Origin of the sequence: Candidatus Accumulibacter similis (genome assembly GCA_013347225.1) — a bacterium.
In the GTDB taxonomy this organism is placed as follows: Bacteria; Pseudomonadota; Gammaproteobacteria; order Burkholderiales; family Rhodocyclaceae; genus Accumulibacter; species Accumulibacter similis.
The window spans coordinates 456894-482127 of sequence record CP054595.1 but is presented as its reverse complement, the minus strand read 5'-3'; the positions used below and the strand labels follow the sequence as shown (position 1 = coordinate 482127).

The following is a 25234-nucleotide window of genomic DNA, read 5'->3' as shown; positions in this document are numbered from 1 at the left end:
ATGCCTGAAGTACCTCTCAGGCAGCCAGCCTGCGCTGCATGCGACGCATCAGCCAGCCGAGCAACGGCAGCTTGGCGTACAGTTCTTCGGCGGCGTCCCAATAGTCGCGATGCCAGCTCACCTTGCCATCGCCCGCAAAACGCAGGTGCGACACACCACGGATGACCTGCGGGGCACCGCCGCGACCGTGCGTGGCCAGCCGGAAATGCAGTTCCCAGACGAGCACTGCCGCCTGCCCATCGACGAAGCGCTCGGCGACGATGAAGCGGGGCTCGCTGATCTGGGCAAACATGTGGGTGAAGATGCGCTGGATTGCCGGCACGCCGCGCACATCGTTGAACGGATCCTTGAAGCAGGCGTCCGCCGCATAATGGTCGGCAAGGAAGCCCACGTTGTCCGGGTCGAGGTGCTCGAAGAACCGCACGAGTGCATCTACGGCGGCGCGCGTGTTCATGGCAAGCGCCCGCCGGCGCCGGTCAGCATGCGCACGAGCGGGAAGTAGAGGCGGTAGGGCAGATGCGCCAGCAGCTTCATTGCGCGCGTGAAGCGCTTCGGGAAATGGATCTCGAATGCCCCGCCGGCGAAACCGGCGATGGTCTCCTGCGCCGCCTGTTCCGGCGTCAGCAGCGCCGGCATGGCGAAATCGTTGCCGGCCGTCAGCGGCGTGGCGACGAAGCCGGGGTTGATCACGCGCACACCGATGCCCTGCGGCCGCAGGTCGAGGTAGAGGGCCTCGGCGAAGTTGATCAGCGCCGCCTTGGTCGTTCCGTAGATCAGCGACTTCGGCAGGCCGCGATAGCCGGCGACACTGGCGACGAAGGCGATCTGGCCCCGTTTCTGGCGCAGCAGTTGCGGCACGACGCAGTGGGCGAAGGCAACGGCAGCAACCAGATTGACATCGATCATCCGCCGCGCCTGCGGCAGGTCGATGCTCCAGGCGCGCATCGGCCGATAGTCGGCGGCGACATAGATCGCCAGGTCGACGCCACCCCAGGTCGCCAGCAGGGTCGCCCATGCGCCCCGCAGGCTGTCCTCGTCGGCCGCATCGCAGGGCAGCACAAGCGCCCGTTCGGCGCCGGCGGCGACCGCATGCAGCCGCTCTGCGTTGCGCGCCGAGAAGGCGACGCGGGCGCCACGCTGCAGCAGCGCCCTGCCGAGCGCCGCGCCGATGCCACTCGAGGCTCCCAGAAGCCAGACGCGGCAGTCACGCCAGTTAGTGATCGCCGGATTGCTCATCGCTTGCGAAGGCTCAGGGTCACCTCGCCGAGGTCGAAGCCGAACTTCGACATCCGTGCGCGGTTGAGCATCACCTGGTCATCAACAAGGAACATCCAGTCGTCGAAATCGACGTGCCAGACGCGACCATCGACCGGCAGCGCCAGCACGTAGCGCCAGTGCAGCGCGTTGCCGGCGACTTTGCCCTCGGCATCGCCGACGACGTCGTCGGCGCGCCCGACGTAGCGCCCGTCAGCGCTGCGGGTGATCGTCCACACGCGCCGCGAGGTGCTGCCATCCGACCAGGAGAAGTGCTCGTCGAGGGTGCCGACAGCGACGCCATCCCGCGTCGCCCAACTGGCGTCGATGACGACATGGAAGCGCTTGACGACCTGCCCGGAGCGATCCTGGAAGATCCCCCAGCCATCTACGGTGCCTTCGAAGTACCGCGCGAGGTCGAGCACCGGTTGCTCGCCACGATAGCGATCCACCGCCACGCCGCCACAACCGCCAAGGCCAAGGACGCCACACGCGAGACAGAGCAGCCACAGCCCCTTCATCGCCCCATCTCCAGCGAGTCCCGCCAGCGCCAGGCGAGGAGCGCGGCGCCACCCTTGAAGGCAAGCGGCAGCAGGCAGTACACAGCGACCAGACCGGCAGTGTCCCCGGCAGTGCCCGGGCGATAGCCGACGAGGTCCAGCAACGGCAGCGAAAGGCCCGCGGCAAGGGCGAGATTGAGCTTGGCAACCAGATTCCACCAGCCGAAGTAGGCACCGGCGCGCGCCCGGCCGGGGCGTTCCCCGCAACCTTGCGACGGCTGTTCAGACATGTCGGCAAGCAGCGCCGGGGGCATCGTCAGATCGGCGCCAAGGGCGGCGCCGGAGAGCAGGCAGACGAGCGCAAAGGGCCAGAGGTCACCTGCGCCGAGACCGGCAGCCCAGACGAAGGAAGCGACGGCGACCAGCATCGACAGCAGCCAGGACCGGACACGCCCGAAGCGGCGCGCGAGTCCCACCCAGAGCGGCAGGAAGGCGACGGCGCTGGCAAAGTAGAGCGCCAGGAAGGCGCCGCTCCAGGCGTCCGCCTGCAGTACGTCGGCAACGAAGAACAGAACCAGCGTTGCGGGCAACGCTGCGGCGATGCCGTTGAGCACGAAGACCAGGAGCAGCTGCCGGAAGCGGCGGTCGCCGAGAACGCTGCCGAGGTCGCCGAGAAGGCTGGCGCGCAACGGCGTCCGGCCCCCCGCCGCCGGCGTCGCCAGCAGCGTCCAGCTCGCCAGCATCAGCAGCAGCAACGGGAAGAGCCTGGCGAAACCCGAGAGTCCCTGCGCCAGGTCGCTCGACAGCAATCCGGGCAGGGCCGCCGCGACGATGACACGAAGCAGGCCGAAGCCCTCGCGGCTGGCGGTCAGGCGCGTCCGCTCAGCGGTGTTGCTGCCAAGCTCCGCACCCCAGGCCTGGTGGGCGACGCTGGCGAGCGAGAAGGCAAAGTAGGTCAGCAGCAGTGAGGCCAGCAGCCACAACGGGGCTGCCGTCGACGGCGGATGCAGCAGTGCCAGCATGCCGATGGCGAGGCCAGGCAGGGCGAACAGGATCAGACGTTGACGGCGACGGGAGCGGTCGCTCCAGGCGCCGAGGAGCGGGTCGATGGCGGCGTCGAGGAGGCGCGCGCCCAGCAGAAGCGCGCCCAGCAGACTCAGGCTCATGCCGGCGGCCTCCGCATAGAGGCGCGGCACGTAGACATAGACCGGCAGGGCCGCCATCGCCAGCGGCAGGCCGAGGGCACCGTAGGCCAGCAGCGCGCTCCGCGGCAGGGCAGCCGGCAGGACGGCGCAGTCCGGTGACCGGCTCATGTCCCGGGCCGCCTGAGGAGCGCCGCGCGCAGCGCCGGACTGCGAGTGCGCGGATCGAGCCAGATGGCGAAGAAGTGGCGCGCGAAGTCGGCATCGAGCACCTCGCCAGTCGGGCGGCCGCGATGATAGAAGATGGCTCCGCGACCGGGGATGTGCAGACCGACAATGCTGTCGCCCTCGCGCACGTCGGGGAAGACGCGGAGCAGCTCGGGTCGCCAGCGTTCGAGCTGGGCTTCACGGGCGCCAAGACGGCGCATTTCGTCGATGCTGGTATCGACGAGGCGCTCACGCGCGATGTCGCGGCGGTAGTCGAGTTGCAGCGCCGATGCCCAGGTCTCCGGCGGATTGTCGGCCGCATCGCCGCGCACCCAGAAGGTGGCCCGATAGAGGGCTATACCGAACCAGCTCATATCGCCGCTGCCCCATTGTCGCCAGCCGGGATCGCCGTTGCGCAGATCTTCCGGCAGCGCGCTCGCAGCGGTGCTGCCAAAGAACATCAGGAGCGCCAGCAGTGTCTTCATGGCGCGTGCCGCAGTTCGAACTGGACGACGTCGGTGCACTTGCTGCTGAAGCCCGCCTGGCAGTAGGCAAGATAGAAGCGCCACAGTTGCCGGAAGCGCTCGTCGAAACCGAGCGCGGCAATGCGTGTCCACTGCCGTTCGAAACGGGCGGACCATTCGGCCAGCGTGCGCGCGTAGTCGTTGCCGAAGCCGAAGGCATCATGCACGAAAAGACCGGCTGCCGCCGCCCCCTGCCTGAAGGCGGTGCGGCTCGGCAGCATGCCGCCGGGAAAGACGTGCTGCTGGATGAAGTCGGTGCCACGCCGGTAGCGCGCGAAGAGATCGTCGCGGATCGTGATGCTCTGCACGAGGGCGCGGCCATCGGCAGCCAACAGCCGCTTCAGGGTACCGAAGTAGGTCGGCCACCAACGTTCGCCGACAGCCTCGAACATCTCGATCGATACGAGGTGATCGAACCGCTGTGCGCCGACGTCGCGGTAGTCGCACAGTTCGATCCTGACCTGGTCAGCGATGCCGGCAGCGTGCATCCGCCGGCGGGCGAATTCGGCCTGCGCCGGCGACAGCGTCAGACCGACTACCCGCAGATCGGCTTCCCGCGCCGCGGTTTCGGCGAAGCCGCCCCAGCCGCAGCCGATCTCGAGGACGCGCTGGCCCGGACGCGCGTGCAGGCGCTGCAGGATGCGTCGATACTTGGCAAGCTGTGCGCCGGCGAGCGCGAGTGGCGCATCATCGGCATAGAGTGCGCTCGAGTAGCTCATCGTCGGATCGAGCCACAGTCGATAGAAGTCGTTGCCGAGATCGTAGTGCGCCATGATGTTGCGCCGTGAGCCCGAGCGGGTGTTGGCATTGAAGAGGTGCCGCAGGCGTGCCGCGAGCAGGCTCCACCAGCGGCCATAGACGGCACCGGCAATGTGCTGCCGGTTGTTCGCCAGCAGGGTCAGCAATGCAACAAGGTCCGGGCTGTGCCAATCGCGGTCGATGAAGGCCTCGGCGAAGCCAACGTCACCACGTTCCAGGATGCGGTCGAAAACGGTCCATGAAGCGATCTCGACTGCCGCCGTGCCGGTTCCCGGCCGGCCGCTGTGTACCGTCGAGCCGTCCGGGAGCCGGATTTCGAGGCTGCCGAGCTGCATCGTGTCGAGCAGCGCAAGGACGATGCGGGCGCTTCGTGGCAGGCGTGCGACTGGGCTGGATGCAAGGGGAAGGCGGAGGACGTTGTCCAGTGCGTTCATGACGAGAGTTCCTCGGCGGGAGGTTGTGGCTTGGCGAAGAAGGGCACGCGCCTCAGCCAGAGCCGCAGCGCCTGCCAGTGGATGCGCAGGACGATGCCGATGGTCAGCAACGGCAGTCGGCAGAAGGCGCGCAGAAGCGGACCGGTGCGCAACGGCTGCGCCGCACCGGAAATCGAAGTGTGCAGGAGGTCACCGCCGGCATCGGCGTGCTCGATTCGCGCCAGTCGGCGGCCAGCGCGGGCGTGGAAGCGAAAACGGTAGTGACCGGCCACCGCGATGAATGGCGAGACATGGAAGACCTTGCTGCGTTCGATCGTCTCGCCATCGCGGATCGGCCGGCCGTCGGCGTGCGCCAGGAGGTACAGATGACGTTCGCCGAAGGTGTTGTTGACCTCGGCGAGGACGGCGACCAGTTCGTCGTTGCCATCGTTGCAGAACCAGAAGCTGACCGGGTTGAAGACATAGCCAAGAACGCGCGGAAAGCACTGCAGCCAGATCTCGCCGTCGGCGGCGATTCCGCGCCGCTGCAGCAACTGCCGGATCCAGTGGAGCGGGTGCGAACCGTCACGGGCACCATGGTCGGCATAATGGAAGCTGAACACATTGCGCCGATTGATCGAGAACAGGAAGCTTCCCGCCGCGTCTACGCGCGTCAGCGGCAGGAGGCAGTAGTACACGGGATAGACGAAGCGATTGCACACGGGCCGCAGCCGCCGGTGCATCACCTGCCCGACGAATAGGCTGGCAGCCGGCGCGCTCATGCCGCGAGCCCGGCTTGCGAAGGTGCCGGCAATGGGGCTGGCACCACGGTCGGTGATTGCCAGGGTGCCCGGCAGCCGAGTGCATTGGCCACGCGCAGTGCCGACCGCAGCCCGTCCTCGTGGAAGCCGTAGCCGTTCCAGGCGCCGGCAAACCAAACGCCGCTGGCGCCGGAGATCCGGGGCAAGTCGCGCTGCGCGGCGATCGCCGCCTGGTCGAAGATCGGGTGCTCGTAGTCGAACTCGGCGATCACTCTGTCGGCGCGGGGCTCGCGCTGCGGATTCAGGGAAACCAGCAAGGGCGTGCGGAACGGCAGCGGCTGCAGGCGATTGATCAGGTAGGAGACGCTGACCGGCCGCCCATCCAGCTCGTGGTTGCTCGACAGGTAGTTCCACGCGGACCACAGGGCCGGCGAACGCGGCAGCAGCAAGCGGTCGGTATGCAGGACGGCGCGGTTCGGCGCATAGCGGATCGCTCCGAGGAGCGATGCTTCAGCTTCCGTTGCCGAGTCGCCGAGGATCGCCAGAGCCTGGTCGCTGTGGCAGGCAAGCACCACCTGGTCGTAGCGCTCGACAGCGACGTCGGTTGCGAGCTGCAGCCCATGCCCACCGCGCTGCACGCCGCGTACCGGCGTCGCCAGACGCACGTCGGCGAGGCCGGCGGCGAGCTTGCGCACGTAGTCGCGGGCACCGCCGCTGACCGTGCGCCAGCGAGGCCGGTCGAACACCTGCAGCAGGCCGTGGTTGCGGCAGAAGCGGATGAAACTGGTGAGCGGATAGTCGAGCATCTGTCGTGCCGGACAGGACCAGATGGCGGCCGCCATCGGCAGCAGGTACCATTCGGCAAACGGTCGCGAATAGCCGCCGGCAGCGAGGAATTCGCGCAGGCTGCCGTCATACTCCGGATACTGCTTGAGCCAGGCGACACTCTCGCGGTTGAAGCGCAGGATGTCGGACAGCATGCGCCAGAAGTCGCGGCGCAGCAGGTTGCGCTTCTGCCCGAAGACGGTGGCGAGGCTGCTGCCCGCCCATTCCAGTTGCGGATTCTCGAGGCTGACCGAGAACGACATCTCGCTTTCGATCGACGCTACCTTGAGATGCGCAAACAGTGCGGTCAGGTGCGGGTAGGTGCGAGTGTTGTAGACCAGGAATCCGGTATCGACCGCATGGGTGCTGCCGTCGAACGTCACGTCGACGGTATTGCTGTGACCGCCGAGGTAGTTGCCGGCCTCGTAGAGGGTCACCACATGCCGTTGCGAGAGTAGCCAGGCGCTGGCCAGGCCAGAGATTCCAGAGCCGACGACGGCGATGCGCTGAGCGGAGTCCATGGGCAGCTCCGGGGAGTTCAGGCGCCGCGACCAGCGGCGTTGCGACCGCTGATCTCGGCAAAGGCCGAGTGGTTGTGGATAGACTCGAAGTTCTCGGACTTGACGGTCCACTCGGCGATTCGCGGCTCGCGCATCAGGCGCAGCGCGATGTCGCGAACGAGGTCCTCCACGAACTTCGGATTGTCGTACGCGCGCTCGGTGACCCATTTCTCGTCCGGTCGCTTGAGCAGACCGAAGACTTCGCACGAGGACTCCTCTTCGGCGATTCGCAGCAATTCCTCGGGACTCATTCCCGAGCGCAGGCGGACGGCGATCGTGATGTGCGAGCGCTGGTTGTGCGCGCCGTAGTCGCTGATCTCGCGTGAGCACGGACACAGGCTGGTGACCGGGGCGACGACCTCCAGATCGAGCTCGACCGGCTCTCCCGGGCGTTTGCCGACGATCATCCGCACGTCGTAGTCGAGCAGGCTCTCCACGCCCGACACCGGCGCCACCTTGCTGACGAAGCAGGGAAAGGCCAGTTCGATGTCGCCGCTGTCGGCGTCGAGATGCTGCAGCATTTCCTCGAAGAGACGCAGCAGGCGGTTGAGGTTGAGTGGCGCACGCCGCTGCTCGAGAATCTCGAGAAAGCGCGACATGTGCGTTCCCTTCTGCTCGGACGGCAAACCGACCGTCATCGAGAGCTGGGCGACCGTGTGCTGCACCTTGCCCGACGCGTCGAGCAATGCCAGCGGGTAACGCAGCCCCCGGACGCCGACCTTGTCGATGGCGAGCCGGCGAAGGTCGGCGCTCGCCTGGATGTCGGGGAGGAAGAAGCGTTCGGGTGCGTTCATGATGTGGTCTCCAGGGAGATGAGGGGTTTGCACCGCAGCGATGGCTAGCGACCGAGAAACTCTTCGATCCTGGCGAGCAGCGTCCTGTCGTCAGGCCCGACACGGCTGCCGAAGCTGAGGACCCGGCGGCCGTCGCGGTCGATCAGGTATTTGTGGAAATTCCATTGCGGCGCGCTGCCGCTGCTCGCTGCCAGTTGCCGGTAGAAGGGATTGGCCTGCTCGCCGACGACCGTCGTCTTGGCGAACATCGGGAACTGGATGCCGTAAGTGAGGCGACAGAAATCGGCGATCTGACGATTGTTGCCCGGCTCCTGATCACCGAAGTCGTTGGCGGGAAAGCCGACGACGACGAGACCACGCGGCTCCAGGCGCGCATAGAGTTTTTCGAGCCCATCGTACTGCGAGGTGTAGCCGCAGTGGCTGGCGGTGTTCACCACCAACAGGACCTTGCCGCGCCACTGACACAGCGACTGTGGCTTCTGGTCAGTCAGGGACGGGAAGCTGTGATCGAGCAAGCGAGGGCAGTCAGCCGCCGCCGATGCCGGCAGGGCGCCTGCGAGAAGCGCGACGGTGACGAGGTTTCGAAGGATTGGTCTCATGTTGTCCTGGACAAACAGCAGTGCACGACGCGAATATAGGCATTCCGCGCTGCCGCGTCAAGATGTTTTCTCGTGGTGTCCAGGACATTGAAGTCCTGATGTCCGTTGAACTTCACTTGCGCCGGGTTGCAGGTGGCGCGGGCAGCGCCCGAGGCGGGCGAAAAAAAAGCCCGCCGGCTGGCGGGCTCTGCTTGCGGTGAGGCTACCGGCGATGCCAGCTCACTCGAATTCGATGATGACCTGATCGACCGACAGGCTTTCACCCGGGGCGGCGACGACCTTCTTCACCTTGCAGTCGCGCTCGGCCTTGAGGACGTTCTCCATCTTCATCGCTTCGATCACTGCCAGCTTCTCGCCCGCAACCACCTGCTGCCCGTTGGCCACCGCCACCTCGCGCAGCAGACCCGGCATCGGCGACAGCAGGAACTTCGACAGGTCCGGTGGCACCTTCTTCGGCATCAGCGCCAGCATGCGCGCTGCATTGGCGGTCATCACCGTCGCCTTGACCTGCTTGCCGAAATGGACGACGCGATAGAGCAGACCGATGCGCTCGAGCTGCAGGCAGATCGGCGCTCCGTTGCAGGTACCGCGGAAGACTAGTTCACCAAACCTCCAGTCGGAAACGAGGTCGTATTTGTCGACACCATGGGTGACCGAGTAGCCGCCAGGGATCGCCACCACCGAAACCGGGTAATCCTTGCCCTCCATCTGGACGACCCAGTCCCGGCCGACCTTGCGCTGGTGCCCGGGCATCTGGTCGCTGATCTGAACGGCACGATCGATATAGCGACGACGACCAAAAGCGGCGAGCGCGGCGAGCAGGCCTGGGTCCTCGTGCACCACGCAGGACTCGTCGAAGCCGTTCGGAAACTCTTCGGCGATGAAAGAGGTGGTGAACACCCCCGAGAGGAAGCGCTGATTCTGCATCAACGCGGCCTGGAACGGTATGTTCGAGTCGATGCCGCGGATGACGAAAGCGTTGAGCGCGTCGCGCACGCGGCTGATCGCCTGGTCGCGAGTGCCGCCATGACAGATCAGCTTGGCGATCATCGAGTCGTAGTACATCGAGATCTCTCCGCCCTCGAAGACGCCGGTATCGACGCGCACCTGGCCTTCGGCAACCTCTGGCGGCCGGTACTTGACGAGACGCCCAACCGACGGCAGGAAGCCGCGGAACGGATCCTCGGCGTTGATCCGGCACTCGATGGCCCAACCGTTGATCTTCAGGTCTTCCTGGGCAAACGGCAGCTTCTCACCGGCAGCAACGCGAATCATCAGTTCGACGAGGTCCAGCCCCGTGATCATCTCGGTGACCGGGTGCTCGACCTGCAGGCGGGTGTTCATTTCCAGGAAATAGAACGACTTGTCCGAGCCGACGACAAACTCGACCGTGCCCGCACTCTGGTACTTCACTGCCTTTGCCAGTGCCACCGCCTGCTCGCCCATGGCCTTGCGGATCTTTTCGTCGATGAACGGCGACGGCGCTTCTTCGAGAACTTTCTGGTGCCGGCGCTGGATCGAGCACTCGCGCTCGAACAGGTAAGCGGTATTGCCGAATGAGTCGGCGATGATCTGGATCTCGATGTGATGCGGTCCCTCGACAAACTTTTCGATGAACACGCGATCGTCACCGAAGCTGTTGCGCGCCTCGTTGCGGCAGGCGTCGAATCCCTCCGCCGCTTCCTGGTCGTTGAAGGCGACCCGCAGGCCCTTGCCGCCGCCACCGGCGGACGCCTTGATCATCACCGGATAACCGATGCCACTGGCGATCGACACCGCCTGCGCGGCGTCGGCGATCTCGGCATTGTAACCAGGAATGGTGTTGACCCCGGCCTGCATGGCCAGCTTCTTGGAGGCGATCTTGTCACCCATCGCCGCCACCGAATAGTGCTTCGGGCCGATGAAGACGATACCGCTCTCCTCGAGTCGGCGCGAGAACTCCTCGTTCTCCGACAGGAAGCCGTAGCCCGGATGGACAGCTTCGGCACCGGTCCGCTTGCAGGCGTCGATGATCTTGTCGATCACCAGATACGACTCCTTCGATGGTGCCGGACCAATGCAGACGGCCTCGTCGGCGAGCAGCACGTGCATCGAATCCTTGTCCGCTTCGGAATAGACGGCCACCGTCTCGATGCCCATCTTCTTGGCTGTCTTCATCACCCGGCAGGCAATTTCGCCCCGGTTGGCTATCAGAATCTTCTTGAACATCACTATTTCTCCCCGGGTATCAGAGCGGAATGTTGCCGTGCTTGCGCCACGGGTTTTCCAGCTTCTTGTTGCGCAACATCGCCAGTGAGCGGCAGATGCGCTTGCGCGTCTCGTTCGGCATGATCACGTCGTCGATGAAGCCGCGTGCGCCGGCGACGAAGGGGTTGGCAAACTTCGCCTTGTACTCGGCCTCACGTGCGGCAAGCTTGGCCGGATCGTTCTTCTCCTCGCGGAAGATGATCTCGACCGCGCCCTTCGGCCCCATGACCGCGATCTCGGCCGACGGCCAGGCAAAGTTGACGTCGCCGCGCAGGTGCTTCGACGCCATTACGTCGTAGGCACCTCCGTATGCCTTGCGGGTGATGACGGTGATCTTGGGCACCGTACACTCGGCGTAGGCATAAAGCAGCTTGGCGCCGTGCTTGATGATGCCGCCGTACTCCTGGGCTGTACCCGGCATGAAGCCCGGCACGTCGACGAAGGTGATCACCGGAATGTTGAAGGCATCGCAGTAGCGGACGAAGCGGGCAGCCTTGATCGAACTCTTGATGTCGAGGCAGCCGGCGAGCACCAGCGGCTGGTTGGCGACGATACCGACCGTCGAACCGTCCATGCGGGCAAAGCCGATGACGATATTCTTGGCGTACTCGCGCTGCAGTTCGAAGAAGTCGCCATCGTCGGACACCTTGATGATCAGTTCCTTGATGTTGTACGGCTTGTTGGGGTTGTCGGGAACCAGCGTGTCGAGCGAGAAGTCGAGGCGGTCGGCCGGATCCTGCGACGGTACGCGCGGCGGCTTCTCGCGGTTGTTCGATGGCAGAAAGCTGATGAAGCGGCGCAGCATCATCAGCGCCTCGACGTCATTCTCGAACGCCAGATCGGCAACACCGGACTTGCTGGTGTGGGTGATCGCGCCGCCGAGTTCCTCCGCGGTGACATCCTCGTGCGTGACCGTCTTCACCACTTCCGGACCGGTGACGAACATGTACGAAGAGTCCTTGACCATGAAGATGAAGTCGGTCATCGAAGGACTGTAGACGGCGCCGCCGGCGCACGGACCCATGATCAGCGAAATCTGCGGCACGACACCGGATGCCAGCACGTTGCGCTGGAAAACCTCGGCATAGCCGGCGAGCGAGGCGACGCCTTCCTGGATGCGCGCCCCACCCGAGTCGTTGAGACCGATCACCGGCGCCCCGACCTTGATCGCATGGTCCATCACCTTGCAGATCTTCTCGGCATGCGCTTCCGACAGCGAACCGCCAAAAACCGTGAAGTCCTGCGAGAAGACGAACATCAGCCTGCCGTTGATCGTGCCGCAACCGATGACCACGCCATCGCCGGGGACCGACTGTTCAGCCATGCCGAAATCGTGGCAACGATGTTCCATGAACATGTCCCACTCTTCGAACGAACCACTGTCAAGCAACAGCTCAATCCTCTCACGGGCTGCCAGTTTGCCCTTGCTGTGCTGGTTGTCGATGCGTTTCTGGCCACCACCAAGACAGGCCGCCGCGCGCTTTTCTGCAAGCTGGCGAATGATGTCGTGCATAAGTCCTACTCCCTAACGGTCGCGTCAATCAGAACTACGGAAACAGGTCGGAGATATCGCTGGAAATTGTCTGGCAGTCGGCTTCTTGTTTTTCTGTTGCATTCAGTGTTTCAGATAGGCCAGCAGACGTGACGCCGCGGCACCGGGCGTCGTTCGGCCCTCGGCGACGTCGCCAGTGAGGACCGGCAGCGCCGAGCGCACGGTCGCGTGCGAGCGAAAGTACTGCCGCAAACCGGAATCGATCAGGTTCCACATCCAGTCGACGGCCTGCCGACGTCGCTTGTCGTCGAACTCGCCACTGGCGATCATCGTCGTCCGATAGCGCTCGACCTCGGTCCAGAACTCGGCTATGCCGCTCCTGGCGAGAGCACTCATCGTCAGCACTGGCGGCCGCCAGTTCGGACTCGTGCTGCGCAGCATGGTCAACGCGGCGCGCATCTGGTTGCGGGCAAAGGCCGCTGCCCGTTCGTCGATGTCGGCCTTGTTGAAGACGATCAGGTCGGCGATCTCGACGATGCCCTTCTTGATGGCCTGCAGGTCATCGCCGGCATTGGGCAGCTGCAGCAGGACAAAGGCATCAACCATGCCGGCCACGGTGGTCTCGGATTGCCCGACGCCAACGGTCTCGACGATGATGACATCGAAGCCGGCAGCTTCGCAGACCAGCATCGCCTCGCGCGTCTTGTCGGCGACCCCACCCAGCGACCCGGATGATGGACTCGGGCGGATGAAGGCTTCGTCGCGCTGGCAAAGCAGTTCCATTCGCGTCTTGTCGCCAAGGATCGAACCCCCGGAGACCGACGACGACGGGTCGACGGCAAGCACGGCAACCCGTCGGCCGGCCTCGATGAGGTAGAGGCCAAGCGACTCGATGAAAGTTGACTTGCCGGCTCCGGGAGCACCGGAGATGCCGACCCGAATCGTTCGCCCGGTATGCGGCAGCAGCGCCGCGAGCACGTGGCGTGCGCGTCGCTGGTGGTCACCATGGGTCGACTCGACGAGGGTGATGGCTTTCGCCAGCGCCCGTCGGCGACCGGCGAGAACGCCATCAACGAGATGCTGGTCGGCAGCCGAAAGACTGCCGGCAGTTGCACTGGTCATAACCACTTCCCGCTCGCCGGCAACGAAACCGCTCAGGCGGCGGCGTGTGCGCGTGCCTTGCGGATCTCCGCGAGAACGGTCATCGCCGAATCCTCGATGCGTGTGCCCGGACCGAAGATGGCTTTCGCACCGGCCTGGAAGAGGAAGTCGTAGTCCTGCGCCGGAATGACGCCGCCGGCAAAGACGATGATGTCATCGGCTCCCTGGTCCTTGAGCGCGCGCACGAGCGCCGGCAGCAGCGTCTTGTGGCCCGCGGCGAGAGATGAGACGCCGATGGCGTGGACGTCGTTCTCGATCGCCAGCCGTGCAGCTTCTTCGGGCGTCTGGAAGAGTGGTCCGACGTCGATGTCGAAACCGAGGTCGGCGAAGGCGGTGGCGACCACCTTGGCGCCACGGTCGTGGCCATCCTGCCCCAGCTTGGCGATCATGATCCGTGGCCGGCGTCCCTCGTCCTCGTTGAACTTGAGGATTTCGGCCTTCAGGGTTTCCCAGCTCGCCATCCCTTCGACGACCGCGCCATAGACACCGGAAACCGTCTGCTGTGTCGCACGGAAGCGTCCGAAAACCTTTTCCATGGCGTCGGAGACCTCGCCGACGGTGGCCCGCAGCCGCATCGCGCGCACCGTCATGTCGAGCAGGTTGCCTTCACCGGTTTCCGCGCAGCGTGTCAGATCGGCAAGCGCCGCCGCGACGCTGGCGCTGTCGCGGCTTTCACGAACCGACTTCAGGCGTGCCACCTGCGCTTCGCGCACGGCGTTGTTGTCGATGTCGCGGATTTCCAGGTCATCTTCCTTCGCCAGCTTGTACTTGTTCACACCGACGATGACGTCCTTGCCCGAGTCGATGCGCGCCTGCTTGTCCGCGGCGCAGCCTTCGATCTTCATCTTTGCCCAGCCGGACTCGACGGCATGCGTCATCCCGCCCATGCTCTCGACCTCCTCGATGATCTTCCACGCCTCGTCGACCAGATCCTGCGTCAGTTTCTCCATCATGTACGAGCCGGCCCACGGATCGATGACGTTGGTGATGTGCGTCTCTTCCTGGATGATCAGCTGTGTGTTGCGGGCGATGCGCGCGGAGAACTCGGTCGGCAGCGCGATCGCCTCGTCGAGGGCGTTCGTGTGCAGCGACTGCGTGCCGCCAAAGACGGCAGCCATCGCCTCGATCGTCGTGCGCACGACGTTGTTGTATGGATCCTGCTCGGTCAGCGACCAGCCGGAGGTCTGGCAATGGGTGCGCAGCATCATCGACTTCGGGCTCTTCGGCGAGAACTCGCGCATGACTTTCCACCACAGCAGCCGCGCGGCGCGCAGCTTGGCGACCTCGAGGTAGAAATTCATGCCGATGGCGAAGAAGAACGACAGCCGGCCGGCGAATTCGTCGACGTCAAGGCCCGAGGCCAGCGCCGTCTTGACGTACTCGCGCCCATCGGCGATCGTGAACGCCAGTTCCAGAGCCTGGGTCGCGCCGGCTTCCTGCATGTGGTAGCCGGAAATCGAGATCGAGTTGAACTTCGGCATGTGGTGCGCGGTGTAGCCGATGATGTCGGAAATGATCCGCATCGACGGCTTTGGCGGATAGATGTAGGTGTTGCGGACCATGAACTCCTTCAGGATGTCGTTCTGGATGGTCCCTGACAGTCTTTCCTGCGGCACGCCCTGCTCTTCGGCGGCGACGATGTAGCCGGCCAGGATCGGCAGCACGGCGCCGTTCATCGTCATCGAAACCGAGATCTTCTCCAGCGGGATGCCATCGAAGAGGATCTTCATGTCCTCGACCGAATCGATCGCCACGCCAGCCTTGCCGACGTCGCCGGTCACCCGCGGATGGTCGGAATCGTAGCCGCGATGCGTCGCCAGATCGAAGGCCACCGAGACACCCTGCCCACCGGCAGCCAGCGCCTGGCGATAGAAGGCGTTCGAAGCCTCGGCGGTGGAGAAGCCGGCGTACTGGCGAATGGTCCATGGACGCACCGCGTACATCGTCGCCTGCGGGCCCCGGACGAATGGCGCCAAGCCGGGCACGGTGTCGGTGTATTGCAGGCCCTCGACATCCTTCTTCGTATACAGAGGCTTGACGACGATCCCCTCGGGCGTCACCCAGCTCAGGGCATCAACGTTGCCACCCGGTGCGGACTTGGTGGCGGCCTTCTTCCAGGCATCGAGATTGGCGGAATTCGGCAGATCAGGGCTGTTCTCGTTGGACATGACGGAACCTTTCAGGAAATCTGTGGATTGGGGCGGGCAGGCCAATAGGCGACGCCGCAGCCATGGTATTCGCGGCGGGAGACGCGCTGCCTAGCGCAGCCTGTTCGAGCTCTTGACACCCCGCCCAGCGAATAATACTGTATCCATAATTATGAAAGCAAGTTTCCGGGATCCTGACTCACCGTACGAAGAAGAACAGCCATGGCGCCGAGTCGAATAGCGCAGACGGCCCTCTACCAAGAAGTCGCCGAGCGGCTGCGACAACAGATTTTTGCGCACGAGCTGTTGCCCGGAATCCGCATCGACGAGCAACAATTGGCCGTCGACTACGGCATCAGCCGGACGCCACTGCGCGAAGCCCTGAAGGTGCTCGCTGCCGAAGGGCTGGTCACCCTGCGGCCACGCCGCGGCGCCTTTGTCACCGAGATCTCGGACCAGGATCTGGACGAGATCTTCCCCCTGATGGCGATGCTCGAGGGCCGCTGCGCCCTTGAAGCGACGACAAGGGCGAGGCCGGAACAGGTCGCCAGACTCGAGGCACTGCATCGCCAGTTGCAGCGCTTTGCCGCCAGCAACCAGATTGGACGCTTCTTTGAAACGAACCAGGAGTTTCACTTACGCATCCAGGAAATGTCCGGGAACCGCTGGCTGCGGCAGGTGATCCAGGACTTGCGCAAGGTGCTCAAGCTGACCAGGCTGTTCTCGTTGAGCATCGACGGTCGACTGCAGCAATCGCTGGATGAGCATGCCGGCATCCTCGAGGCGATCAAGGCCGGGGACGCGCTGCGCGCGCAGACGATGATGCACGACCATATCCTTGCCGGCCGCCAGGCGCTGGCGCGTGGCACGGTCGAGGAGGCAGGGGCCATGCCGTGAGTGGCAGCATCCAGTACGATTGCGATGGCGAGGTGGCAACCGTCACGCTATCGAATCCGGCGAAACTCAACGCCGTCGACTCCGTCATGTGGCGGCAACTGGCGTTGGTCGTCAGCGAGCTGGCTGCCGACAACCGGCTTCGCTGCCTGGTGCTGCAGGGTGAGGGAGAACAGGCCTTTGCCGCCGGCGGCGACATCGAGGAGTTCGCCAGTCGGCGTGATACCGTCGAGCACGCGATGGCCTATCACGCACAGGCCGGAGCCGCGCTGCAGGCAGTCGGTGACTGCCCCCTGCCGACGATCGCGCTGATCCGGGGCGCCTGCATCGGAGGCGGCCTGGAGATCGCCGCACAATGTGACCTGCGCATCTGTGGTGAGTCGGCCCGCTTTGGCGCGCCAATCAACCGGCTCGGCTTCTCGATGTATCCGGTCGAGATGGTGGCCCTGTTGCGCCTTGCTGGTGCGCCGACAATGCGTGAACTGCTCCTCGAGGGTCGTATCCTGGGAGCCGCCGAGGCACTCGCCAAGGGGCTTGTCACGCGTGTCGTTGCTGACGAGGCAGTCGCCGCGGAAGCCTCCGCCACAGTCCGGCGAATCTGCCAGGGAGCGCCGCTGGTCGCGCGCTGGCACAAGCAGTTGCTGCGCCGTCTGCAACAGGATCTGCCGCTGAGCGACCAGGAATTGCGTGATTCCTTCGCCTTCCTCGAGACAGCTGACTACCGTGAGGGAGTGGCGGCCTTTCTCGCCAAGCGGGCACCAAGGTTTCGCGGCTGCTGATCGGCAGTCACGCCAGCAGCCGCCAGAGCATTCGCGCCGCGAGCACGACCAGCAGCGCGGCAAAGAGGCGTTTCAGGGTCGCCACCGGCAGGCTGTGCGCCAGCTTCGCACCGAACGGTGCCATCAGCATGCTGCTCGGCACGAGCCACAGGAAAGCCGGCAGGTAGATGTAACCGATACTCCCGGCTGGCAGGCCGGGATGCTGCCAGCCATTGAAGAGATAGCCCAGCGAACCGCCAACGGCGATCGGGAAGCCGATGGCCGCCGAGGTGCCGATGGCGTTGTGGACGCGCACGTTGCACCAGGTGAGGAAGGGGACGGTCAGCGACCCGCCACCGATCGACACCAGGGCCGAGACGGCGCCGATGCCGATGCCGACTGCGACCAGGCCGATGCGTCCAGGCAGTTCGCGCGCGGCCTTGGGCGTCAGGTTGAAGACCATCTGCCCCGCCACCAGCGAGACGAAGATACTGAAGAAGATGGCCAGCGGCTGCGCCGGCACGCTGGCCGCCAGCAGCGTCCCCAGCAGCGTGCCAAGCAGAATCCCGGGCGTGATCTGGACGACGACCGGCCATGACACGGCACCATGACGATGGTGGGCCAGTAGGCTTGAAAGCGAGGTGAACAGGATCACGGCCATCGAGGTGCCGAGGGCCAGATGCAGGGCCTCGTCCGCCGGAAAGCCGGCCTGCGCGGCAAAGATGATGGTCAGCGACGGTACCATCACCAGCCCGCCGCCGATTCCCAGGGCGCCGGCCGCAAAGCCGGCAAACAAGCCCAGGGCGACATACGCCAACCACCAGCCCAACGCCGCCTCCCGGAAGAAGAAACTTGCAGGCGGCTATGATCCCACTTTTTTCCGGTCGCCGTAGTTCTTCTCGACCCAGTCGCGGTACGCGCCGGACTGCACGTTGCGCACCCAGTCCTCGTTCGCCAGGTACCAGCGAACGGTCTTGTCGATGCCGGAAGCAAAGGTCTCGGCAGGCTTCCAGCCAAGGTCGCCCTCGATCCGACGCGCATCGATCGCGTAGCGGCGATCGTGGCCGGGACGGTCAGTGACGTAAGTGATCTGCTGGCGATAGGGCCTGCCGTCGGGACGCGGGCGCAAGTCGTCAAGCAGTCCGCAGACGGTGTGCACGATTTCGAGATTCGCCTTCTCGTTGCCACCACCGACGTTGTAGGTGGCGCCCGGCAAGGCCGCCGCCAGAACTCGCCGAATCGCCGCACAGTGATCGCCGACGTAAAGCCAGTCGCGAATCTGCTGGCCGTCACCATACACCGGCAGCGGCTGGCCCGCCAGCGCATTGACGATCATCAACGGAATCAGCTTCTCGGGAAACTGGTAGGGACCGTAGTTGTTCGAGCAGTTGGTGGTCAGCACCGGCAGGCCGTAGGTGTGATGATAGGCGCGCAGTAGATGGTCACTGGCTGCCTTGCTCGCCGAATACGGGCTGTTCGGCTGATAGGGATGGTCTTCGGTGAACGCCGGTGCGTCGGGTGCGAGCGAGCCATACACTTCGTCGGTCGACACGTGCAGGAAACGGAAGCTTCGCTGGGCGTCCTCCGGCAGCAGCTTCCAGTACGCGCGGACTCTCTCCAGCAACTGGAAGGTGCCGACGACGTTGGTCTGGATGAACTCGGCGGGGCCGTGGATCGACCGGTCCACGTGTGACTCGGCAGCGAAGTTGATGATCGCCCGCGGCTGGTACTGCGCGAGGAGGCGGGAGCACAGTTCGCCGTCGCCGATGTCTCCGTGCACGAAGATGTGGCGCGCGTCGCCGGACAGCGAGCTGAGGCTTTGCCGGTTGCCGGCATAGGTCAGCCGGTCGAGATTGACGATCGGCTCGTCGCTCGCCGCCAGCCAGTCGAGTACGAAGTTCGCGCCGATGAAGCCGGCACCGCCAGTAACCAGTATCATGTCCTCAAGCCTTCGAATGCGGCTGCCGTCGGCGACGCGGCTGCGGATCCCTGGTCATCTGCCATAGGTGTCTTCGAGACGGACGATGTCGTCCTCGCCGAGATAGCTGCCAGACTGCACTTCGACGATCTCGAGGTCGATCTTGCCCGGATTCTCCAGGCGGTGAACGACACCCAGCGGGATGTAGGTAGACTGGTTCTCGGACAGCAGCAGCGACTCGTCGCCGCGAACGATGGCGGCGGTGCCCTTGACGACAACCCAGTGCTCGGCACGATGGTGGTGCTTCTGCAGGCTGAGACTGGCGCCGGGCTTCACCAGGATCCGCTTGACCTGATAGCGGGAGCCGTGCGCGAGGCCCTCGTAACTGCCCCACGGCCGGTGGACGACGTGGCGGTACTCCGTCTCGCAGCGGCCAGCGCGCTTCAGATCGTCGACGAGCACCTTGACATCCTGCGCCTTCGCCTTGTCGGCAACCAGCACCGCGTCGGGAGTCGCGATCACAACCAGGTCCTTGACGCCGACGGTCGCCAGCAGCCTGCCCTCGGCGAACAGCACGCAGTTGCTGGTATCGACACTGCGCACGTCGCCACGCCGGGCGTTGCCGTCGCTGTCCACCTGGCCGATCGTCGCCAGCGCGTCCGATGCGCCGATGTCGTTCCAGCCGGCATCGAGGGGAATGACGACGCCGTGATCGGTCTTTTCCATCACCGCGTAGTCGATCGAGTCCGACGGGCTGGCGGCGAAAGCACTTTCGTCGAGACGGACAAAGTCGAGATCCAGCCGCGCCGCCTGGCAGGCTGCAGCCACCTGCTGGCGCATCACCGGCGCAAAGCGCTGCAGCGCGTCGAGAAAGCTGTCGGCACGGAACAGGAACATGCCGCTGTTCCAGAAGTAGTCACCCGCGTCAAGGTACGTCTTTGCCGTGGCCGCGTCGGGCTTTTCGACGAAGCGGTCGAGCACATAGCCGCCGGGCAGCGGAGCGCCGCGGCGGATGTAACCGTAGCCCGTCTCCGGGCGGTCCGGCAGGACACCAAAGGTCACCAGAGCACCGGCCTGCGCATGCGGAATTGCCGCCTGCACTGCTTCCTGGAAGGCAGCGATGCCAGCGATGACGTGATCGGAAGGCAGCACCAGGAGCAGTGGCGGCGCCTCGCTGCCAGCGTCGGCGAGTGCCCTGATGGCGGCCGCTGCGACGGCCGGTGCCGTGTTGCGGGCCGCGGGCTCGAGCAGGATGTCTGCCTTGAGGCCAATCTCGAACAACTGCTCGGCAACCAGGAAGCGATGGTGCTCGTTGGCAACGGCGATCGCCTTGCCCAGGCCGTCGAGCCCGGCGAGTCTGCGCAGGGTGTTCTGCAACAGGGAATGGTCGTCGACCAGGCAGAGGAACTGCTTCGGATAATGCGTCCGCGACAGAGGCCACAGACGGGTCCCGGATCCTCCACAGAGAATGACCGGACGAATCACGGGGGATTTCATTTGCATCGTCTCCAGACGGAACCGACTTGCCACGCAGCGCGGGCGCGAGGCGGGATTATAGCCGGCAGATGATGCCCCGGCCACGACCGGCGAGGACCGGCGAGGACCGGCGAGGACCTATAATGCGCACTTCCCGCCCGCCACCGATCTTCGTCACCCTGACCCGGCGATGCATATCCTACTGCTCAAGACGTCGTCGCTCGGTGACGTAATTCACAACCTGCCGGTAGTCAGCGACCTGCGGCGCAGTTTCCCCGAAGCCGCCATCGACTGGTGCGTCGAGGAGAATTTCGCCGACATTCCACGCCTGCATCCCGCGGTTGGCGAGGTGATTCCGATCGCCATCCGGCGTTGGCGACGCCAACTTGGCCAGTTCGCCACCTGGCACGAGTTGCGCGACTTCCGGCAACGGCTGCACGCCAAGGCCTACGACTTCATACTGGACACCCAGGGCCTCGTCAAGAGCGCCCTGGTCAGCCGGCTGGCAAGAGGGCGGCGCCTCGGCTACGCCGCCGAGGCGGCACGCGAATCACTCGCCGCGTACTTCTACGACGACACCTTCGTCATTCCACCCAATGTGCACGCAGTGCAACGCAATCGCTGGCTGGCGGCCGCGGCTTTCGACTACCCGGTCGACCTGCCACTCGACTTCGGGATATCCGCGCCGGCCATGGACATCGGCTGGCTGCCGGCAGGACGGGTTGCGGTCCTGCTGACGGCGACCAGCCGTGACGACAAGTTGTGGGATGAAGTACACTGGCGCGCACTTGGCCGTGAACTGTCGCGCAACGGGGTGACCACGGTGTTGCCGGCCGGCAACGCCCACGAGCGGGAGCGTGCCGAACGAATCGTCTCTGCCGTGGACGGAGCGATCGTCGCGCCACCGCTCGGGCTGCGGGAGATCGCAGCGCTGCTGGCGAGAGCCAGCGTCGCGATCGGGGTCGATACCGGCCTGGCACACCTTGCCGCGGCCTTGCGTGTGCCGGTGATCGCCCTCTACGTGGCGACCGATCCGGCGCTGACGGGGGTCTTTGGCAACGGATTCGTCCGCAATCTGGGCAACGCGGGCACGCCGCCCGACCCCGCCGCGGTCATCGCCGCCGCCGAGCGGGTGCTGCGGCAGTGATCCGGCTGCTCTATTCGCTCCTCTTTCACTTGGCGCTGCCACTGGTCTGGATGCGGCTTCTCTGGCGTTCCCGCCGGCAGCCCGAATACCTGCGGCACGTCGGCGAGCGTCACGGCTTCTACCCACCGCCACCCGCTCGGCCACTGATCTGGCTGCATGCGGTGTCAGTCGGCGAGACCCGTGCCGCCGAGCCACTGGTCGACCTGCTGCTGCAGAGACACCCCGAACACGCAGTTCTGCTGACCCACATGACGCCGACCGGCCGGGCGACCGGGCGTGACCTCGTGCAACGCCACCCCGACCGGCTGACGCAGGCCTACCTTCCCTACGACCTGCCGGCTGCCTGCGGGCGTTTCCTCGATCATTACCGGCCACAGATCGGGCTCCTGATGGAGACGGAGATCTGGCCCAACCTGATCGCCGCAGCAAGGCGACGAGAGATACCGATGGCGCTGGTCAATGCCCGCCTGTCGCCCCGCTCACAGCGCGGCTATGCGCGACTGTCGGGCCTCACCCGGCCGGCAATCGCCGCATTGAACGCGATCGCCGCACAGACGGCGGCGGACGCTGCCCGCCTGCAGGCAGTTGGCGCCCGGCAGGCGGTCGTCTGCGGCAACCTGAAGTTTGACGTCACGCCGCCTGCTGCGACGCTGCACCTCGGAGCACGCTGGCGACAGGCGCTCGGCTCCCGCCCGGTCTGGCTGGCCGCCAGCACCCGCGAGGGAGAGGAAGCACTGCTGCTCGATGCCTTCGCACGCCTGCCGGATCGTCACCTGCTGCTGCTCGTCCCACGTCACCCGCAGCGCTTCGCCGAGGTCGCCGGACTGATCGCCAGCCGACGGCTCGCCTGCTGCCGCCGCAGCAGCGACGAACTGCCGGACAGGGAAACGCGCGTCTGGCTGGGTGACAGCATGGGCGAAATGCCCGCCTACTATGCGCTCGCGGACCTCGCACTGATCGGCGGGACGCTGCTGCCCTTCGGCGGACAGAACCTGATCGAAGCGGCAGCCTGTGGCTGCCCGGTACTCCTCGGCCCGCACACGTTCAATTTCGCGCAGGCAAGTACGGATGCGATCGCCTGTGGTGCCGCCCGCCGCATTGCCGATGCCGACGAGGCCGTCGCCGTCGCCGCCGAGCTTCTGCAGCAGCCGCTGCTGCTGGCGAAGATGCGCGCTGCCGCGAGCAGCTTCAGCCAGACGCATCGCGGCGCCACCGAACGGACGGCAGCTCTGGTCGAAAGCCTCATGGCGCCTCCAACAGCTGGTTGATCCGTTCGACCTCGGCCTCGCTCAGGGTGCCGACGGCCGCCTTCAGGCGCAGTTGATTCTGCAAGGTGTTGTAACGGGCTCGAGCCAGGTCCCGGCGCGTCACGTAGACCTGATTCTCGGCATTGAGGACATCGATGTTGATTCGCACGCCGACCTCGTAACCCAGCCGGTTTGACTCGAGCGAGCTGAGACTCGACAGCAGCGCGGCCTCCAGCGCCCGTACCTCGGCAAGACCATTGACGACACCGAGGTAGGCCTGGCGCGCGCTCAGCGCGGACGTCCGGCGGACATTGTCGAGCGAGGCCCGCTCGGCGTCGCGACGTGCGGCCGCTTCGCGCGTGCGTGAGTTGACCGCACCGCCCTGAAAGATCGGGATGTTGACCTGCAGGCCGATCTGCCGCGTCGTCGTATCGATCGAGCCCAATCCGGACTGGCCGGGGCCGTTGTTCTGGCCGTAGTTGGCGACCACATCGACGGTCGGGTAGTGACCGGCACGGTTGATTTCGACGGCCTTGTCGGCAGCCTCGGCGGCGGCTTCCTGCGCCTGGACGACAAAGCTGTCGCGCTCGGCGGCCTCGACCCACGGCTCCATGCCGGCGGGTTGCGGTGCTTCCATGACCGCCTTCGTCTTGAGCCGGTTGAGTTCCCCCGGATCCTTGCCGATCAGCACGCGCAAGGCGTAGCGCCTCACTTCCAGCTCGTTCTCGGCGGCGATTTCCTGTGCCGTCGCCAAGTCGAAGCGTGACTGCGACTCGTAGGTGTCGGTGATGGTCGCCGTACCGACCTCGAAGTTCTTCTTGGCCTGCTCGAGTTGCTGAGCGATTGCCGTCTTGTTGGCCTGCACGGCGCGCAGGTTCTCGATCGCGACGAGAACATCGAAGTACGCCTGCGAGACGCGCAGGATCAGATCCTGACCCGCCTGTGCAAAGTTGGCCTCGGTCTGCATGACCAGCAGCTTGGACTGGTCGTACTGGACGAAATTCTGCCAGCGGAACAGCGGTTGCGTCAGGTTGACGCTGTAGGCGTTGCTGTTGAACCGGTTTCGGCTGCTCGTGCTGAGGTTGCTGCCACTGATCCGGGTGTCGAAGCTGCCGTCGTTGCCGAAGGTATTGCCGGTCGCTGCGACCGTCGGCAACAGGCCGGCAAGCGCCTGCGGTTGTTTCTCGCGCCCGGCCTCGGCGATAGCACGCGCAGCAGCGTATTGCGCATCGTGGGCCAAGGCATCGCGATAGACCTGCAGCAGGTCGGCGGCCGCCACTGCCCCGGACAACAATAGGGCAGACAGCAGGATGGCGAGCTTGTCGACGCCAGGAGCACGAAGCATTGAGCTATCTCACTTTCGGCCAGGATGGCGCAAGGGCAAGGCAGCGCGCCGCGCCAGATCACCCCGTCGCCAACACCGCGGCAGTCGCCGCCTGTCGCGCGCTTCGCCTCTCGAGGAACAAGACCGCAAGCAATCGCGTCCTGTCCGACACCGTGCGCGCGATCCGCGGACCCGGGATGCTCAGAAGACGAATCCGGAGCACTGGCGCGAGGTCAGTGGCATGACCACGGTTTCAAAAAGGTTGCGGGTCTTGTAGGCGTGCTCATCGGTGCGGACGATCAGGCGGGCCTCCATCACCGGAGCTTCACCGATGAATGCAACCAGCCGGCCGCCGACCTTCAGTTGTTGCAGGAAGACGTCCGGCAACTCGGGCAGCGAGCCGGAGATGACGATCACGTCGTAGGGCGAGGGACCGGACCACCCCCTTGAAGCATCCCCCGTCTCCACCGTGACGTTGACGACCCCGGCCTGCTGCAGCCGTCGCCTTGCATTGTCGGCCAGTAGCGGGTCGATCTCGACGCTGAAAACGTACTCCGCCTGCGACGCCAGAAGGGCAGCCATGTAGCCACTGCCGGTACCGACCTCGAGGACGATGTCGGTGTTCCTGATCGCCAGTTCCTGCAACAGACGTGCCTCGAGCTTGGGCTGCAGCATGGTCTGGCCGTTGCCGATCGGCAACTCGAGGTCGGCAAAGGCCAGGGGCTTCAATGCGTCCGGCACAAAGTCCTCGCGCCTCACCTCGCCGAGCATGTCCAGCACCGCTGGGTCCAGCACCTGCCAGGGGCGAATCTGTTGCTCGATCATGTTGAAGCGCGCCCGCTCCATGTCCATAGTCACCACAGCCATAGCATTCCCCGTCGCAAGCGTATCGTCAGCGTTGTCAGTCGTCCGCGCAGCAGGGCGTGCTGTCTCCTGCTCCTGCGCCTGCGATTATAACTCCGATCGGCACGGGTTCGCCGTCGTCAAGGGCTGGCAGCGCAGCCGCGAGCCACCGGCTGCAAGCGGCAGCCAACCGGTTAACGACAAAACGGCGCCTGCTGGCGCCGCGTGCGCGTGGCTCTGCC

The 25234-nt window shown here is 65.2% G+C and carries 23 protein-coding genes; 4 read left to right on the top strand and 19 right to left on the bottom strand.

Annotated features, from left to right (window positions below):
• Window positions 1-16: 16 nt before the first annotated feature.
• The 14 genes from HT579_02150 to scpA all read right to left on the bottom strand — a co-directional run bounded on the left by HT579_02150 (window position 17) and on the right by scpA (window position 15406).
• Window positions 17-454, bottom strand: coding sequence for a nuclear transport factor 2 family protein (locus tag HT579_02150; protein QKS27861.1), 438 nt, complete (start codon window positions 452-454; stop codon window positions 17-19).
• Window positions 451-1236 (bottom strand): SDR family NAD(P)-dependent oxidoreductase, encoded by a 786-nt coding sequence (locus HT579_02145; protein QKS27860.1) that lies wholly within the window; start codon window positions 1234-1236, stop codon window positions 451-453. The genes HT579_02150 and HT579_02145 overlap by 4 nt, the downstream gene beginning before the upstream one ends.
• Complete coding sequence (locus HT579_02140; GenBank protein QKS27859.1) at window positions 1233-1775, bottom strand: DUF3833 domain-containing protein; 543 nt, start codon at window positions 1773-1775, stop codon at window positions 1233-1235. The genes HT579_02145 and HT579_02140 overlap by 4 nt, the downstream gene beginning before the upstream one ends.
• Window positions 1772-3067 (bottom strand): MFS transporter, encoded by a 1296-nt coding sequence (locus HT579_02135; protein ID QKS27858.1) that lies wholly within the window; start codon window positions 3065-3067, stop codon window positions 1772-1774. The genes HT579_02140 and HT579_02135 overlap by 4 nt, the downstream gene beginning before the upstream one ends.
• Window positions 3064-3588: a chalcone isomerase family protein gene (locus HT579_02130; GenBank protein QKS27857.1), complete on the bottom strand. Its 525-nt coding sequence runs from the start codon at window positions 3586-3588 to the stop codon at window positions 3064-3066. The genes HT579_02135 and HT579_02130 overlap by 4 nt, the downstream gene beginning before the upstream one ends.
• Complete coding sequence (locus tag HT579_02125; protein QKS27856.1) at window positions 3585-4820, bottom strand: class I SAM-dependent methyltransferase; 1236 nt, start codon at window positions 4818-4820, stop codon at window positions 3585-3587. The genes HT579_02130 and HT579_02125 overlap by 4 nt, the downstream gene beginning before the upstream one ends.
• Window positions 4817-5581 (bottom strand): DUF1365 domain-containing protein, encoded by a 765-nt coding sequence (locus tag HT579_02120; protein ID QKS27855.1) that lies wholly within the window; start codon window positions 5579-5581, stop codon window positions 4817-4819. The genes HT579_02125 and HT579_02120 overlap by 4 nt, the downstream gene beginning before the upstream one ends.
• On the bottom strand, window positions 5578-6906 hold the full coding sequence (locus HT579_02115; GenBank protein QKS27854.1) for an FAD-dependent oxidoreductase: 1329 nt from the start codon (window positions 6904-6906) through the stop codon (window positions 5578-5580). Before HT579_02115 ends, HT579_02120 begins: the two co-directional genes overlap by 4 nt.
• 17 nt (window positions 6907-6923) lie before the next feature.
• Complete coding sequence (locus HT579_02110) at window positions 6924-7739, bottom strand: GTP cyclohydrolase I FolE2 (GenBank protein QKS27853.1); 816 nt, start codon at window positions 7737-7739, stop codon at window positions 6924-6926.
• 44 nt (window positions 7740-7783) lie between these two features.
• On the bottom strand, window positions 7784-8338 hold the full coding sequence (locus HT579_02105; GenBank protein QKS27852.1) for a glutathione peroxidase: 555 nt from the start codon (window positions 8336-8338) through the stop codon (window positions 7784-7786).
• A gap of 219 nt (window positions 8339-8557) precedes the next feature.
• Window positions 8558-10546, bottom strand: coding sequence for an acetyl/propionyl/methylcrotonyl-CoA carboxylase subunit alpha (locus tag HT579_02100; protein QKS27851.1), 1989 nt, complete (start codon window positions 10544-10546; stop codon window positions 8558-8560).
• Between the two features lie 19 nt (window positions 10547-10565).
• On the bottom strand, window positions 10566-12098 hold the full coding sequence (locus HT579_02095; GenBank protein ID QKS27850.1) for an acyl-CoA carboxylase subunit beta: 1533 nt from the start codon (window positions 12096-12098) through the stop codon (window positions 10566-10568).
• 102 nt (window positions 12099-12200) lie between these two features.
• The gene (gene meaB / locus HT579_02090; GenBank protein QKS27849.1) at window positions 12201-13199 is read right to left on the bottom strand and encodes a methylmalonyl Co-A mutase-associated GTPase MeaB; all 999 of its coding nucleotides are present in this window, start codon (window positions 13197-13199) and stop codon (window positions 12201-12203) included.
• A gap of 32 nt (window positions 13200-13231) precedes the next feature.
• Window positions 13232-15406, bottom strand: a complete 2175-nt coding sequence (scpA, locus tag HT579_02085) for a methylmalonyl-CoA mutase (GenBank protein QKS27848.1) — start codon at window positions 15404-15406, stop codon at window positions 13232-13234.
• A gap of 201 nt (window positions 15407-15607) precedes the next feature.
• Here scpA and HT579_02080 point away from each other — a divergent pair, with 201 nt between their 5' ends.
• On the top strand, window positions 15608-16282 hold the full coding sequence (locus HT579_02080) for a GntR family transcriptional regulator (GenBank protein QKS27847.1): 675 nt from the start codon (window positions 15608-15610) through the stop codon (window positions 16280-16282).
• Window positions 16279-17058, top strand: coding sequence for an enoyl-CoA hydratase/isomerase family protein (locus HT579_02075; GenBank protein ID QKS27846.1), 780 nt, complete (start codon window positions 16279-16281; stop codon window positions 17056-17058). Before HT579_02080 ends, HT579_02075 begins: the two co-directional genes overlap by 4 nt.
• Before the next feature lie 7 nt (window positions 17059-17065).
• Here HT579_02075 and HT579_02070 read toward each other — a convergent pair whose 3' ends face one another.
• Genes HT579_02070 through HT579_02060 form a run of 3 tightly spaced genes read right to left on the bottom strand, consistent with a single transcriptional unit; the run spans window position 17066 to window position 20458 of the window.
• The gene (locus HT579_02070) at window positions 17066-17866 is read right to left on the bottom strand and encodes a sulfite exporter TauE/SafE family protein (GenBank protein QKS27845.1); all 801 of its coding nucleotides are present in this window, start codon (window positions 17864-17866) and stop codon (window positions 17066-17068) included.
• A gap of 33 nt (window positions 17867-17899) precedes the next feature.
• Window positions 17900-18976: a dTDP-glucose 4,6-dehydratase gene (gene rfbB / locus HT579_02065; GenBank protein ID QKS27844.1), complete on the bottom strand. Its 1077-nt coding sequence runs from the start codon at window positions 18974-18976 to the stop codon at window positions 17900-17902.
• A gap of 54 nt (window positions 18977-19030) precedes the next feature.
• Window positions 19031-20458 carry a mannose-1-phosphate guanylyltransferase/mannose-6-phosphate isomerase gene (locus tag HT579_02060; GenBank protein ID QKS27843.1) on the bottom strand — a complete coding sequence of 476 codons (1428 nt, stop codon included), beginning with the start codon at window positions 20456-20458 and terminating at the stop codon, window positions 19031-19033.
• Window positions 20459-20621: 163 nt separating this feature from the next.
• Between HT579_02060 and waaC the strand changes: the two genes are divergently transcribed.
• Window positions 20622-21578: a lipopolysaccharide heptosyltransferase I gene (gene waaC / locus HT579_02055; protein ID QKS27842.1), complete on the top strand. Its 957-nt coding sequence runs from the start codon at window positions 20622-20624 to the stop codon at window positions 21576-21578.
• Window positions 21575-22846, top strand: a complete 1272-nt coding sequence (waaA, locus tag HT579_02050) for a lipid IV(A) 3-deoxy-D-manno-octulosonic acid transferase (GenBank protein QKS27841.1) — start codon at window positions 21575-21577, stop codon at window positions 22844-22846. The genes waaC and waaA overlap by 4 nt, the downstream gene beginning before the upstream one ends.
• On the opposite strand, the gene HT579_02045 is transcribed toward waaA, so the two are convergent.
• Both HT579_02045 and HT579_02040 read right to left on the bottom strand, forming a co-directional pair.
• Window positions 22821-24170, bottom strand: a complete 1350-nt coding sequence (locus HT579_02045) for a TolC family outer membrane protein (GenBank protein QKS27840.1) — start codon at window positions 24168-24170, stop codon at window positions 22821-22823. The two genes, waaA and HT579_02045, sit on opposite strands and share 26 nt — an antisense overlap.
• 180 nt (window positions 24171-24350) lie before the next feature.
• Window positions 24351-25001, bottom strand: a complete 651-nt coding sequence (locus HT579_02040; protein QKS31447.1) for a protein-L-isoaspartate O-methyltransferase — start codon at window positions 24999-25001, stop codon at window positions 24351-24353.
• Between the last annotated feature and the right edge of the window lie 233 nt (window positions 25002-25234).